Source organism: Marinomonas posidonica, from assembly GCF_043643765.1.
In the GTDB taxonomy this organism is placed as follows: Bacteria; Pseudomonadota; Gammaproteobacteria; order Pseudomonadales; family Marinomonadaceae; genus Marinomonas; species Marinomonas posidonica_A.
Genome location: NZ_JBHZSP010000004.1, coordinates 91,056 through 105,044, shown reverse-complemented (window position 1 = coordinate 105,044; position 13,989 = coordinate 91,056). Strand labels below are relative to the sequence as shown.

Annotated in this window: 15 protein-coding genes; 9 read left to right on the top strand and 6 right to left on the bottom strand. The window is 45.2% G+C overall.

Features of this window, described 5'->3' with window-relative positions:
- Positions 1–19 precede the first annotated feature (19 nt).
- The 5 genes from ACHUFM_RS05975 to ACHUFM_RS05955 all read left to right on the top strand — a co-directional run bounded on the left by ACHUFM_RS05975 (position 20) and on the right by ACHUFM_RS05955 (position 4,607).
- Positions 20–571, top strand: coding sequence for a TetR/AcrR family transcriptional regulator (locus ACHUFM_RS05975; protein ID WP_394180524.1), 552 nt, complete (start codon positions 20–22; stop codon positions 569–571).
- Between the two features lie 51 nt (positions 572–622).
- Positions 623–1,570: a lauroyl-Kdo(2)-lipid IV(A) myristoyltransferase gene (gene lpxM / locus ACHUFM_RS05970; protein ID WP_394180522.1), complete on the top strand. Its 948-nt coding sequence runs from the start codon at positions 623–625 to the stop codon at positions 1,568–1,570.
- Between the two features lie 64 nt (positions 1,571–1,634).
- Positions 1,635–2,579 (top strand): oxygen-dependent coproporphyrinogen oxidase, encoded by a 945-nt coding sequence (hemF, locus tag ACHUFM_RS05965; RefSeq protein ID WP_394180520.1) that lies wholly within the window; start codon positions 1,635–1,637, stop codon positions 2,577–2,579.
- A 48-nt stretch (positions 2,580–2,627) separates the two neighbouring features.
- The gene (gene aroE, locus ACHUFM_RS05960) at positions 2,628–3,434 is read left to right on the top strand and encodes a shikimate dehydrogenase (protein ID WP_394180518.1); all 807 of its coding nucleotides are present in this window, start codon (positions 2,628–2,630) and stop codon (positions 3,432–3,434) included.
- A 3-nt stretch (positions 3,435–3,437) separates the two neighbouring features.
- The gene (locus tag ACHUFM_RS05955; RefSeq protein WP_394180516.1) at positions 3,438–4,607 is read left to right on the top strand and encodes a GNAT family N-acetyltransferase; all 1,170 of its coding nucleotides are present in this window, start codon (positions 3,438–3,440) and stop codon (positions 4,605–4,607) included.
- A 465-nt stretch (positions 4,608–5,072) separates the two neighbouring features.
- Here the strand turns inward: ACHUFM_RS05955 and ACHUFM_RS05950 are convergent, their stop codons facing one another.
- Positions 5,073–6,032, bottom strand: a complete 960-nt coding sequence (locus tag ACHUFM_RS05950) for a helix-turn-helix transcriptional regulator (RefSeq protein ID WP_394180514.1) — start codon at positions 6,030–6,032, stop codon at positions 5,073–5,075.
- 143 nt (positions 6,033–6,175) lie between these two features.
- Between ACHUFM_RS05950 and ACHUFM_RS05945 the strand changes: the two genes are divergently transcribed.
- Positions 6,176–6,814 (top strand): glutathione S-transferase family protein, encoded by a 639-nt coding sequence (locus ACHUFM_RS05945; protein ID WP_394180512.1) that lies wholly within the window; start codon positions 6,176–6,178, stop codon positions 6,812–6,814.
- Positions 6,815–6,889: 75 nt separating this feature from the next.
- Here ACHUFM_RS05945 and ACHUFM_RS05940 read toward each other — a convergent pair whose 3' ends face one another.
- Together ACHUFM_RS05940 and ACHUFM_RS05935 are read right to left on the bottom strand one after the other, a co-directional pair.
- The gene (locus ACHUFM_RS05940) at positions 6,890–7,318 is read right to left on the bottom strand and encodes a globin domain-containing protein (RefSeq protein ID WP_394180510.1); all 429 of its coding nucleotides are present in this window, start codon (positions 7,316–7,318) and stop codon (positions 6,890–6,892) included.
- A gap of 3 nt (positions 7,319–7,321) precedes the next feature.
- Complete coding sequence (locus tag ACHUFM_RS05935) at positions 7,322–7,525, bottom strand: hypothetical protein (protein ID WP_394180508.1); 204 nt, start codon at positions 7,523–7,525, stop codon at positions 7,322–7,324.
- Positions 7,526–7,940: 415 nt separating this feature from the next.
- On the opposite strand from ACHUFM_RS05935, the gene ACHUFM_RS05930 reads away from it, so the two are divergent.
- The gene (locus ACHUFM_RS05930) at positions 7,941–9,227 is read left to right on the top strand and encodes an MATE family efflux transporter (protein ID WP_394180506.1); all 1,287 of its coding nucleotides are present in this window, start codon (positions 7,941–7,943) and stop codon (positions 9,225–9,227) included.
- Positions 9,228–9,231: 4 nt separating this feature from the next.
- On the opposite strand, the gene ACHUFM_RS05925 is transcribed toward ACHUFM_RS05930, so the two are convergent.
- Together ACHUFM_RS05925 and ACHUFM_RS05920 are read right to left on the bottom strand one after the other, a co-directional pair.
- Positions 9,232–10,038 (bottom strand): TSUP family transporter, encoded by an 807-nt coding sequence (locus tag ACHUFM_RS05925; RefSeq protein ID WP_394180504.1) that lies wholly within the window; start codon positions 10,036–10,038, stop codon positions 9,232–9,234.
- A 19-nt stretch (positions 10,039–10,057) separates the two neighbouring features.
- Positions 10,058–10,948: a LysR family transcriptional regulator gene (locus ACHUFM_RS05920; protein ID WP_394180502.1), complete on the bottom strand. Its 891-nt coding sequence runs from the start codon at positions 10,946–10,948 to the stop codon at positions 10,058–10,060.
- Between the two features lie 135 nt (positions 10,949–11,083).
- Between ACHUFM_RS05920 and ACHUFM_RS05915 the strand changes: the two genes are divergently transcribed.
- Positions 11,084–11,299: a DUF2798 domain-containing protein gene (locus ACHUFM_RS05915; RefSeq protein ID WP_394180500.1), complete on the top strand. Its 216-nt coding sequence runs from the start codon at positions 11,084–11,086 to the stop codon at positions 11,297–11,299.
- Positions 11,300–11,377: 78 nt separating this feature from the next.
- Here the strand turns inward: ACHUFM_RS05915 and ACHUFM_RS05910 are convergent, their stop codons facing one another.
- Positions 11,378–12,025 (bottom strand): pyridoxamine 5'-phosphate oxidase family protein, encoded by a 648-nt coding sequence (locus ACHUFM_RS05910; protein ID WP_394180498.1) that lies wholly within the window; start codon positions 12,023–12,025, stop codon positions 11,378–11,380.
- Positions 12,026–12,152: 127 nt separating this feature from the next.
- Between ACHUFM_RS05910 and pdxR the strand changes: the two genes are divergently transcribed.
- Positions 12,153–13,667 (top strand): MocR-like pyridoxine biosynthesis transcription factor PdxR, encoded by a 1,515-nt coding sequence (gene pdxR / locus ACHUFM_RS05905; RefSeq protein ID WP_394180496.1) that lies wholly within the window; start codon positions 12,153–12,155, stop codon positions 13,665–13,667.
- Positions 13,668–13,989: the final 322 nt, after the last annotated feature.

The following is a 13,989-nucleotide window of genomic DNA, read 5'->3' as shown; positions in this document are numbered from 1 at the left end:
ATGAGTTTGAGAGAGTGGAATGACAGCAGATAAAGTCGACACCAAAAGCAAAATCATGGATTTGGCGGAGCAACACATCATTGTTGGTGGTTATGGCGCCTTTAGTTTTCGTGATATTGCAGAGCAAATCGGCATTAAGAGTGCAAGTGTTCACTATCACTTTCGCACCAAGGGAGACTTGGTAAGCGCGGTGATGGAGCGTTATACAAATGAGTTTGCTTCACAATTGCCCGACCCTATGACGGATGAGTATGAGCCAAGCGCTATGGTGAATGGTTTTATTGATGGTTTTAAAGCCAAAGTGATCGATCAAAAACACATGAGTTTATGTACTATGCTGACGGCAGACAAACAAGTCTTACCTGAGGAAGTTAGTGGTAGCTTGGCGGCTTTTTATGAAGTGAAATTGCAATGGTTGCAGCAAGTGTTATCACGTTTGCCGAGTTTATCGGGTGATAATTCGGAAACAGCGGCAGTGCGTTTATTGGCATGCTTACACGGTGCTTCGGTTTTGGTTCAGGCAACTGGTAAGGAAGACTGCTTCGAACAAGTGGTGTCTGCGTGGCGTTGAGTACGCCACTTCATGTATCATACGGGCATTCAATGAGAAGCGAAGAATTTGATGAAATCTCCCGAAAAAGCTGACAATAAGCTCTATAACCCGACCTTTCAGTGGCGCTTCCTTCTCCCTCGTTTTTGGTTGACTTGGCTTGGGGTGGCTTTCACCTTTTTACTGGCGTTTGTGCCTGTGGCTTGGCGAGATGCGCTGGCCAGTTGGATTGCAGGACGCTTGCTAAATACCAAAAGCGGTGCATTAAAACGTGCTCGAATTAACCTAGCGGAGTGCTTTCCTGACAAGTCATTAGCTGAGCGAGAAGCTTTGCTGAAACACAGCTTTCAAGTGGCTGCGCAATTTTTTCTGGCCTACGGTGAACTCTTAATCCGTAGCAAGCGTCATAATCAACAGCGTTGTGTGATTCATGGTGAAGAGCATCTGTTTCCTCGATTAAAAGCTCAGCAAAATGTCGTTGCTTTGGTGCCGCACTGTTGGGCAATTGATTATGCTGGCGTGATGTTAACCGCTCATGGTTTTAATACAGTCGCTATGATTCGAGATCAGAAAAACCCTATTACTGACTGGTTGATTCACTTACAGCGTATTCAATATGGGGCGCGGGTTTATCATCGTGATGCGGGCATCAAACCCTATTTACAATCCATCAAACAAGGGTATTTAGGTTATTACCTACCGGATGAAGACTTAGGTCCGAAAAACTCGGTATTCGCGCCTTTTTTTGCCACAGAGAAAGCCACTATGAAGGGCTTAGGCAAGCTAGCAAAATTGTCTAATGCGGTGGTGGTACCCATGCTGCCTGCCTATGATGCACAAAGTAAAAAGTACCATCTGCACATATTACCGGCGTTAGAAAACTTCCCTACGGGTGATGAAAAAGCCGACGCAGAGCGAATGAACCAAACCTTAGAACAACTTATTTCAGCGCATCCTGAGCAATACATGTGGGTGTTGAATTTATTGCGTACGCGTCCTGATGGGTCGCGCTTGTATTAACCAAAAGTGATATTGCCAAACAAGATTGATCGTCGCTTTTGGGAAATGATTTTGGGGAGTAATTATGTCTGAGCACCACATGGCAAGCGTGACAGAGCAAGATATTGCCGCAGTGAAAGACTATCTTATGTCGTTACAAGATAGGATATGTACTGAGCTGGAAGCGTTGGAGCCCAATACGCGCTTTCATCAAGACGCTTGGGACAGACCCAATGGTGGCGGCGGAAGAACTCGAGTAATGGCTAATGGTGAGGTTATTGAGAAAGGCGGTGTTAACTTTTCCCATGTGATGGGCGATACACTTCCCCCTTCTGCAACGGAAGAACGTCCGGAATTAGCGGGTGGCCGTTTTGAAGCCATGGGGGTTTCCTTGGTGATTCACCCGAAGAACCCAATGGCACCCACCTCTCATGCTAATGTGCGTCTGTTTGTTGTTTACAAAGAAGGCATGGCGCCAGTTTGGTGGTTTGGTGGCGGTTTTGATCTGACACCTTATTATGGTTTTGATGAAGACTGTATCCAATGGCACCAAATGGCTCAGCAAGCGGTGGAACCTTTTGGTGAAGGTTATTATCAGCGATTTAAAAGCTGGTGCGATGACTATTTTTATCTAAAACATCGGGCTGAGCCTCGTGGTATTGGTGGTTTGTTTTACGATGACTTTAATGAAGGCAGCTTTGCCGATTGTTTTGCTATGATGCGCTCTGTCGGAGACGCATTTAGCCAAGCCTATTTACCGATTTTATCGCGCCGTAAAGACTTACCTTATACCGAGCAACAGCGAGATTTCCAACTGCATCGTCGTGGACGCTATGTGGAATTCAATCTGGTATTTGACCGAGGCACCCATTTTGGTCTGCAAAGTGGATTGGGCCGTACCGAATCCATATTGATGTCTTTGCCGCCAGAAGTGCGTTGGACCTATGAGTATCAAGTAGAGCCAAATAGCCCAGAAGCCAAATTGACGGAATATTATTTGACCTCAAGAAACTGGCTGGAAAATCTATAGAAGAACTGGCCAGCTCTGTTAAAACATTCATTGATAAGAGGAAGTGTTGTGGATCAATACGCCGTGGTAGGCAACCCCATCGCTCACAGTAAATCACCTGCGATTCATGCTGAATTTGCCCTGCAAACAAAGCAAAGCATGCAATACACCACTTTGCTTGGTGACGACGAGGGTTTCGAGCAGCAAGTACGCGATTTTTTCCAACAAGGCGGAAAAGGTTTGAACGTCACCGTTCCCTTTAAAGAGCGCGCTTATGCTATGTGTGATGTACTGAGCCAAAGAGCCAAACAAGCTGGTGCCGTGAATACCTTGTTAATGGCGAAAAATGGTGACCTTTTCGGCGACAATACCGACGGAATCGGCATGGTTCGTGACATTACAATCAACCATAAACAGAGTTTGAAGGACAAACGTATCTTGATTTTGGGTGCTGGTGGCGCCGTTCGTGGTGTGTTGGAGCCTGTATTGGATGAACAGCCCGCGTCCGTCACCATTGCCAATAGAACACTCGCCAAAGCGCAGCAATTGGCAGACCATTTTGATTGCTTAGCCTCCTCTTTTGAAGCGTTAGAAGGCTCGTTCGATGTCATCATCAACGGCACGTCAGCCAGTTTATCTGGGCAATTGCCGCCATTGAAAGACGAGCTGGTGGGCCAGCAAACTTGGTGTTATGACATGATGTATGGCAAACAACGCACTGTGTTTTTGCAATGGGCTCATGAACTGGGTGCGGCAGGTGCAGACGGTTTGGGCATGTTGGTTGGACAAGCCGCGGAAGCCTTTTATCTGTGGCGACAAACACGTCCTGATACTGCTTCCTTGGTCACGCGTTTACGTGAACAAATGGCGGATTAATTGATGAAAGCGCAGTGGTTTACTTCCGTTGAGGACATAGGGCAAGACCTTTGGAATAAAGCCATTGGGGAAACAAACTCCCCTTTTGCGCAGTTTGCTTTTCATCACGCCTTGGAAAAGAGCCAGAGTATTGGCGATGGCACAGGTTGGTATCCAGAGTATTTATTGGTCATGGATAACGATGACACCCCCCTCGCTATTGCTCCCACCTATTTGAAGACCCATTCCCAAGGGGAGTTTGTGTTTGATTGGGCCTGGGCGGATGCGTTTCAGCGTTATGGCTTTCGATATTACCCAAAACGAGTTTGGGCGGTGCCTTTCTCGCCTGTTACTGGAATTCGGCTCTTTTCTCATCTGGACCCAAAAGGTGAGGATGCGGCTTTTGTGCACCTGTATCAAACCGTTGCGGATGTCTTGACCCAAGCGAATCAACAAAGAGAGTTTTCCAGCTGGCATTTGCTCTTTACCAAACCTGAGCATGCGGCGGTATTGAGACAGGATGGCGAATACTTAGAACGAATTTCCTGTCAGTTTCATTGGTTTAACCGCAATTACCGAGACATGACGGATTATTTCGCTCACTTTTCTAGTCGCAAGCGGAAGGCTGCGCGCAAAGAAAGAGAAAAAGTCGCAGCACAAGGGGTGACGCTTAAGCGCAAGTTAGGCTCTGAGTTAAGCCCTGCCGACATTGACTTCTTTTACCTGTGTTATCAATCCACTTACGCGAAACGTGGTCAACAAGGGTATTTAACTCGAGACTTCTTTGCGCAATTGGCTGAAAACATGGGTGAACAAATTCTCTTAGTTCAGGCTTACCGTAAAGAAGAAACGGGAGAAAACGCCATTGCGGCGTCTTGGTGTTTCTTCGACGATCACTCTTTGTATGGCCGTTATTGGGGTTGTATGGAAGAAGTCGATTGCCTGCATTTTGAGGCTTGTTACTATCAAGGGATAGAATTCTGTTTGGAGAAAGGGTTACAACATTTTGATCCTGGCACCCAAGGGGAACACAAAATTGCCCGCGGATTTGAACCTGTGTTTAGCCACAGCATTCATCACATTGCCCATGAAGGCTTTCGTGACGCCATCGCTCGCTTTTGTGAAGAAGAAGCGCAAGCCGTGCGTGAGTACCATCAAGATACCCACGCGTTGTTGCCGTTTAAAGAGAGTTAATTCTCGGGGTATCAGGTTAGTCAAGTTCCATTCAATTGCTTTGTATTCATTAGCTTTATTCCGCCCCGCTGGGCGTGTTACTTTTGCCAAACGATGCAAAAGTAACCAAAAAATCTTTTGTCGGACTTTCAGCCCAAAACGTCTCATTGGCTTAGTTGAAGTAAGCTTTAGCACAACGATGCGTTACGTAAGGTATTGATGGGTTCTTTATGTGTTTTAGAATCTGGCTTTACTGTGTCTCGTGAGGAGATCATGGTCGTTCAATCAGGATTGAATCGAATATTTTTCGCTGAGGGTAAAGTGCCTCAAGTGATGACACCAAAGGCCTAAGTCTCTTCCCCTTTTAAAAGGGGAAGACGGAAGATGGGGTTTTGTCTTTTGTCTTGTATTGGCGGGATGAAACTCAAAGGGAGCAGGCCTTAAGCGATAAGCCCCCAACTTTTCTACTTAACTCAGCGCTGTATTTCAGTGATATAACTTTACCAAGGATGACACCATCTTCTTCATTTCTGCACGCAGTTCTACTGGGCCAATCACTTCCAGTTCCGCCCCAAAGCGTAAGAGTTCAGCACAACCGTGTACTGATTTGCCTACTGGAAATCTGGCTCGGTGCCAGCCTGATTCATCTTCGGGTTTTATCTTAGCGTTATTGATCACATAGGATGCACAAATAAAATCCATCATTTTTAAGCCAAGGGGAGTGATACGAACCTCAGCCATTATAGGAAACTGAATGGCTTCCACACGCCGTAAACTGGTTTGCCAGAATGCCATTAAGTTGAAGCCTTCTGGTCGTTCAAATGTGTCGGTGGATAGTGTTAATGTATCAATGCGAGATACTCGATAGGTTCGAATATCCTGTTCAACTTGCGCGATCAAATACCATTGTCCGCCTTTCAGGACGACGCCTAAAGGATTCGCTATTCGTTCACGCTTCCCTTTCCAACTCTCATAACTTATAGCAATCTGGTGTTGTTCTAATACAGCAGTCATCAGCTGAGGAAGTAGCTCGGCTTTTTCGTCATCCGAAAACCAACTTGGGGTGTCCAGTAAAAATCGACTTTGCAGACGCTCTGCCTGACTTCTAAAGGTATCTGGTAAGGCTGCTTTTAGCTTCAATTGCGCATTTTCCAGCGTCGCTTCCAAGCCCATCTTCTGAGCTGGGCCTGTTAATCCTGCTAAAAAGAGTGTTTCTGCTTCTTTCTCTGAGAGTCCGTTAAGATACGTTCGATAACCGTGTAAAAGTCGATAGCCGCCCTGTATGCCTTGTTCGCTGTAAACCGGCACCCCAATCGCACTTAATGCTTCTATGTCACGATATATGGTTCGAACAGAGGTTTCGCAAATATCGGCTAAAGCGCGAGCTGTCACTTTGTCATGAGTCTGCAAAGTCATTAACAGTTTTAGTATACGACTGGCTCGCATGGGACGCTCCTGTAAGGTGCTAATAAAGTGTGGTGTTTTTTATCAGTATAAATTAAATACCTGACAGAAGGTGTCAGGTTTCATCTCTAATATGGTTCATTCAGTCACCACTATTTCACCTAACATAGTTTGAGGTAATCAAGATGAATGGTATCCATAGCAAAGGCAGTATTACGCTTTATCATGCCCCACAAACCCGAGGCACTGGCGTTAGAGTATTACTGGAAGAGTTGGGCGTTCCTTACGACATGAATGTGCTTAATTTCAAAGCAGGAGAAAATCAGCAGCCAGATTTTTTGAAGATTAACCCTTTAGGGAAATTTCCAACACTTGTTCATAATGGCATTGTTGTTACTGAGCAAGTTGCCTGTTATCTGTATTTAGCTGATTTGTATCCCGAAAAGGGATTAGCACCTGCCTTGGATGACCCTAATCGTGGTGCGTATTTACGCTGGGTGGCTTATCAAGGGAGCAGTTTTGAACCGGCCGTGATTGATAAAGCTTTTAATCGTCCTGCCATTGAGCCTTCTCAGGCGCCTTATGGTCGTTACGATAAAATGCTGGATACGATATATGATCAAATTGCCAAAAGTCCCTATTTACTAGGAGAACATTTCTCAGCTGTGGATGTTCTTTGGGGAATCAGTCTGAAGTGGTGTCGTATGTTTGGACTCATTTCGACGAATCCGCTGGTGGACGCTTATATCGAACGTATTGTGTCCCGCCCCGCATTTGTTAAAGTCGAACAAGACGACCAAGCGTTGCTGCTTGAGTATTCGTAGTTATTTTTTAGTTAGGCAGGGCATGAATACAATAGATACTCACGCTCTGCTGTCGTTTAAGCAGCAAGATTAATCCTACTTTTGGTGGTGAATCTGGCTAACTTGCCGAATGCGTTCTGCGGGAAATTCGAGCTTCTCTATCAAATAGCGTTTCAGTGCGTCAGGGTAACTTTGTTCGTTTAGCGCCTCAGCCATGCAGTTTAACCACATGGCTTTCTCTTTGTCGGTGACCACTAAATGCGCGTGAGCTTGGGGTAAATGAATTTTACCGTAGGTTTTTGCATACAAGCGTTCACCGCCCATCCAACCCGACAAAAACGCCACCAGTTTGTAGATACTCAGCTGGGTGTCAGCAGGATGCATGTCAAACAAAGGGCGGTATGCTGGTGTGCTTTCCATAATCCGATAAAAACATCCAACCAAACGTTTTAAACCGTCTAATCCACCTACAGCCTGCAATGTCGCATCGCCTTCACCATAAGTAGGCTTCATTTGATCCGTCATTCGTTATTCTTCATCCGTCGATTTAGGAGCTTGTTTAGCCGCTTTTTCTTTATCCATTTTGATGGAATTGCGATAACCGCCAATGGCTGCCAATGCGCCAATGATCAAACTCATATAGAAAGGAATTTGAAACAACATGGTAATACTAATGAAGACACAGCCCACTGCTAAACCTTCAATGTAAGGCCTAAGTTTTTTCGCCATCATATTGGCTCTCCTGATAGATAAATAGAGATGAAAAGTTGGCGCCAGTTTAGCAAAATTCCGCGCACTTGTAGCTTGAATTGTGGAAAAAAGCACCAGTTATCCAATTTTTTAGAGAGAGTTATGGTGCGGGGTGGTCAGCGGGGGATATGTGGACAAGTAAACCAAAAGTGGAGGCAATGGGCAAAAAACAGGCCAATTTGTTCAAAAAAAGAGCAAGATAGGCGATTGATGACAGGTCGTGTGAATAACTGCTATGATTTTCCACAGTTTTTTGGAATCGAATTGACCTGAGCTGGTTGATTTTTATCCACAGAATCCCTTTTTCACATGTGAGAATCCTTTGTCCCAATTTTCTTTTGCCTCTTTATTGTCCGCGTGGCGTCTTAATATGGTGCTAAATAGGCGGATTTGGCACATGGCTTGGCCACCCATGGTGTCGAATATCACCACTCCTTTACTAGGTTTAGTCGACACAGCGGTGGTGGGACATTTAGGCACGGCCACTTATCTTGGTGCTGTCGCCATTGGGGCCAGCATTTTTAGCTTTCTATTTTGGGCGTTTGGTTTTTTACGCATGGGATCGACCGGCTTAACTGCACAAGCGTTAGGCCAAGAAGATTATCGGCGGGTGCGTGAACTCTTGTTGCAGTCCATTTTAATGGGATTGGTGATTGGTCTAATACTGATTCTATTTCGTGGTCCCATTCTTGATTTGGCTTTGCACCTCATGTCGCCCAGTGCGGAAGTGGCACCTTGGGCAAAAAGTTACAGCGAGATTCGTATTTACAGTGCGCCAGCTGTTTTAGCTGGCTATGCCTTAATGGGTTGGTTCTTTGGTGTGCAATACTCAAAAGGCCCATTATGGATGTTGCTGGTGATTAACCTGGTCAACATGGTATTGGATTACTTTGCCGTTTACGGTTTAGGCATGGCCAGTGATGGCGTCGCTTGGGCCACTGTGATTGCGCACTACGTTGGGGTGGTGTTCGCCTTATTCTTAGCATGGCGTAAGCTGCAAACCTTTGACGGACATGTGCCTTTATCGGCTTTGATTAAGTGGCGTGAATATGTGGCTCTGGTTCGAGTGAACCGGTATCTGTTCGTGCGCACCATTTTGTTGTTATTGGTGATGTTGTTTTTTACCTCTCAAGGGGCTCGTCAAGGGGACGCGATATTGGCGGCCAATGCAGTACTACTGATTTTTTTGATGATTATTTCCAATGCGTTAGACGGCTTTGCTTTTTCGGTGGAAGCCTTGTGCGGTGAATACTACGGCCGCAAGGATAAGACTAATTTTCAAAAGGTGATTCGCTTATCCACTTATTGGGCTCTGCTGGCTGCGTTGGTTTTGATGTTTATTTTTTGGCTATTTGGCGATCATATTATTCACTTATTGACCAGTGTAGAAAGTGTTCGAGCCGAAGCGAAACTGTACCTACCTTGGCTAATAACCTTCCCTCTGTTGGGTATTTGGTCCTTTATGTTGGATGGTGTTTTCATCGGTACCACCAGTGTCAAACAAATGCAGAACACCATGATTCTTTGTGTCCTCGGCGTGTTCTTTCCGGTTTGGTTTATCAGCCAAGGCTTAGGCAATCATGGGCTTTGGCTGAGCCAAGCGGCCCTCTTCATTGCCCGCGCCCTAACACTTTACATCTGCTACCGACAAAACCTACGTAAGGATGTTTGGTTTTCTAATTGATGTTTCAAAGCATAAAGGTTGAGTAAAGACCAAAGCCACAAACGGTGAGTAGTGCCCAACCGACAAATTGGAAAAACACAGGCGTTTCGGCTTTTTGGATACGGTTATGCAGCTTTTGGCCAAATACATGACCGAGTAGAGCGCAAGGCAGTAACCATAATTGGTGAATCAGTTGCAGGTCGATTCCAGCGATGATGAAAGATGCCATTTTAATGGTGACGAGAATGAACCAGAGTACAAACAGCGTATCGCGTAATTGATGACGTGGTACTTTGGTGGCAAACACGGAAACGATTAACGGCGCTCCGATTAATGAGGTGCCACTGACGTAACCGCCAAGCATCAGAAAGACGGTATCGAGAATTCGGTTGTTGGTGTAAAAAGGCTTGTTGAGAATATAAGACACAGCAAAGACGGCGACGATAACAAAAATTACGCCAGTGACTATGTTGCCCGGTAAGGTTAACAAGCCAAATACGCCGATTAATTTAGGCACTATCATGATACCAAGCGCTTTCTTTAAATAACCCCAAGCAATATTGCCCTGTACTTCTTGCGGTTCTTCGCCTCGTTCTGCTGCTTTAATCGCCTGCTGTTTGGTTACTTTTGAACCTTGCCATGCAATCCAGCTTGAAAATACCAAGAGGTGAATGGAAATAATGGGTAGGAAAAGTAACGGATCGTTTTCCACTAATAAGAGAAACGGTAAGGCGAGTACGGCGCCGCCAAATCCTAAGCCACTTCGAACAAAACCACTCCAAATAAAAATGACAGCAATGAGTGTGTATTGCCACCAAAGTAAATCGGCCATCTTACTTCCTTAACGTTGATTAATCGGCTTGTTCAAACCAAGCTTGTTGATGTAGAAAGAGAATCAGTTCATCCCTTAGTAATTGAGCTCTTGCCGACAAGCTACGCCGGTGTGGCCAGACAAGGTGAATCTCTCTCTTTTGTCCTCGCCATTCGGGTAATACTTGGATGAGTTCGCCCGCTTGAATGGCCTCATAGACCATGCTGGTGGGCATTAGAGTGATACCCGCACCGGCTTTCACCAGATTGAGGCTGACATTCATGTCGTTGCTCAGGTGTTGATGATTTTTTTGTAACGCGCAGATATTGCCATCTTGATGGATTAGACGCCAGTCAGAAAACATATTGGCGGCAATACTGGGGCATTCGATGATGTCTTCAACTCGGTTGGGTAAAGTAAAACTGGTGTTGGGCGAGGCGACGAGAATGGGTTCTATGAAGCCAAGCCGCTTTTGAATTAAAGACGAATCAGGCAATGGGCCGGAACGGATGGCTAAGTCAGCGCGGTTTTCATGCATGTCTTGAATGGCGTTGCTGAGCTCAATATTAAGTTGGATATTTGGGTGTTTTGAGGCGAAATGTTGCCAAAATGCATCTAAAGGTCCACTGCCTAAGTTTGTTGGCGCTAAGATTTTAACTTCACCTGATAAGCTGTGAAGGGTTTTATCGAGATTTGATATACGTTGATCAAGTGCGTCTATGAATTCCGCGCATTCCTGATAATAGTCTTCCCCTATCGGCGTTAGCTTAAGTCCTTTTGTGGAGCGGTGCAGCAGCTCACAGCCTAATGCCTGCTCTAATGCGCTAATCCGTCGAGAGACAGTCGCAATGGTCATGTTCAGGCTTTTCGCTGCCTGCGTTAGGCTGTGTTTATTGGCCGCGGTAATAAAGATTTTTAGGTCATCTAGCATTTTACATATTTGCAAATTTAGTTTTAATAAATGGCTATATTTACAAATATAGTAGTTTGCTAGAATGAGATCAAAGTTAAATGATGCAATGGTGCCATTCGGGGCAGACGAGTGGTCCAGTGCAAGGAGAGAAAAATGAAATTTCGTCTTTACTTCGCGTTGATCATGTCCTGTGTCTTATCATTTTTTATGTCAGGTTGGATTACGTTCGTTAACCTTGGATCACACCCAGAGTTTGTTCTTTTTTGGATGAAGGCTTGGAGTTTTGCTTGGCCGGCGGCGGCGACCATCTCTTTTTTATCGGCACCTGAAATTCAAAAGTTCAGTGCTTGGTTAGCGAAAAAAGTTTAAGTGATTTATAAACCAGCAAAAAGCACGCAAATTTCGCGTGCTTTTTTTATAGCCAGATAACATGTTTCATAAAGCCAATTAAAAGGCTTCGGGTGGTTTAGCTGGGGCAAAAATTTGTTGTTGAACAGGGTCTGTTTGCGGAGTCCCCCAAGATCGTTCCAAAGGAATAACCCCTGCCCAAACAGGCCAGTTATAATCTTCAGGTGCGTCAATTGGTGGCTCAGCACGGAATTTAACGGAGGCCTCTTCGATTTTGATGCGCACCACCCCGGTGGCTTTAATTTCAGTTTCATTCACTGGGCGCAGTGTTTCCCAACGGCCTGGGCTGACTTTGTCCAAGAAGAGTTTGAACTGACGTACCTTTTCGTCGTTATCTTCAACCCGTTCCGGTACGCCAAATAACGTGACAGAGCGGTAGTTTACAGAGTGATGCATGGCCGATCTTGCCATGACTAAGCCATCCAATAGACTGACGTTAATGCAAACTTTTTCGGGGTCATCGATGGGACCTTTAACGTTGCGAGCTTTAGAATGAGCGTGCCAATAGAAGTAATCCCCTTCACGCCAGTGACAAGTTGGTGTAACAAAAACTTGGCCATCCTTGGTTTGCCCCACATGACACATGAGTGCGCCATCAATAATATCGAGGGCTTGTTGTTTGTCATAAGAGGCGCGATTCGGCCCTCTTTTTACTTTGCTCAAAGGGGTTTCCAATGCCTGACTCATTTGATGTTCTCCTGAATATTCTGCTGACAGCGACTTGTGTATTGCCTGTTGATATATGAGACTTTAGTAAAGTCTGGCTTTTATAAAAATAGCCAGAATACAAATAAAAAAGCAGGCCAGATATCAAATGAAGTACGCTATTGCCAGTTTACGTATAGCCATAGAGGAACAGGGTGGCCCCTATTACCAGCAACTGATGGATCAGATTCAGCAAGGCATTGCGTCTGGCGAATTGACTGTTGGTGACAAGCTGCCGTCTTCAAGACTATTGGCGACGTCCCTAGGGGTGTCCAGAAGCACCACATCAAGAGCGTACGACCAATTAATAGCAGAAGGCATTTTGGTCAGTGAATTCAAACGCGGGGTCTTTGTGGCGCCACAAATGGCTTATCGAGCTGAGAGAAAAGCTGCTCTAAATGCAGATTCAATAGACGCTATGTATTCACCGTCTGGCTCGAAAGTGTCTGTGTCTTCTCCACAGAGTCAATACATGGGCTTTGATGCTGGCGTTGATGTTGAGGTCTTTCCCAGTAAAGAATGGGCTGCCAGTATGCGTCGAAGCTGGCTAAAACCGGATTATCAAGTGATGCAAGGTGGGTATCTTACGGGTTATCCCGCCCTCAAGGCGGCATTGGTGGACTATTTATACCGTGTTCGAGGATTGGAATGTCAAGCGGAGCAAATCCTGATCACGGCAGGTAATCGAGATTCTTTACAGCTCTTGCAGCATGCTTTGTCATCGAAGGACGAGAAAGCGATCAATTGGTGGTTAGAGGAACCAACCTATCCACCGATTAGGCAAGCAGTTGGGCAAACGTCAAACATGCAATCTATTAAAATTGATCAGGAAGGTCCGTGTTTTCCCGAGCCAAGTCAGGGAGAAAATATCGCTATCTTGACGCCAAATCGTCAATATCCACTTGGTACATCGATTAGCTCACAACGTCGCCAAAAGTGGCTGAAAACGTTACAAGAAACATCTTCTCCTTGGTGGGTGATTGAAGATGATTACGATAACGAATTTGTTTATCAAGGGCGAATGGAAGTGCCCTTTATGCAAAGTGCACAAGCTCATGAAGCTTCGAAGAATAAGGTGTTTTTTGTGGGCAGTTTTTCGAAAGTTTTGTTTCGAGGGCTTAGGTTAGGGTTTATTGTCGCCCCGATGGCTCATGTCACATTACTGGAACATGCCCAAACTAAAATCGGTATGTCAGCTTCCTTGCCAATGCAACCGGTTGTTGCAGATTTTTTGATCCAGGGCAACTTTAACCGACATTTAAATCGAATGCGTCGTCATTACCGGCTCAAAAGAGATATGCTTTTAGCATATTTGTCTGAGTATTTGTCGGCTTGGTTTGAGTGGAAGAAGCCAACCGGCGGCATGCATGTGATGATTGAGTTTAAAGCCGAGCTAAGCCGTTCTCACGATAGTCGACAAGCTCTCGACTGCGTTGTTGCGGAGCGTTTAAAGCAACAGGCGATTAGTCTGTCGCCCTTGTCTTTACATTATCAGCAGGCAAACAAGGCGAAGGTAGGATTTGTTTTGGGCTTTAGTGGTGTTGACGAATCGACCATGAAACACCTTTTGCTCACTATGCGCTCTGTATTGATCGCTATGTTTGAAAAGACAGACGAATGTTGACGAAGATGGTCTTATTCCGTGTTGGATGAGAATGTGGATTTTGTAAAAATTCGGTGAAGCAAGCCACAACAAAGGCTAAACTAGACTTTGTGTGATTGCTTGGTTTTTGGTATATTCCGCACACCGTAATTCGTGCTCAGTGTTGTAAACGCTGTCATTAAGAGCATGATGACATAGAAGTTGGATAATTAGATTGAGCCAGTTGTATGGCGTGTCATACCTTTAAAAGCTTAGTAAATATAAGGTTTTAAATGATTTTTTGTATCTGAGGCACGTCACAAAATTGACAGAAATGACGCTCTCTTTTTGTGCAAGTTGACTA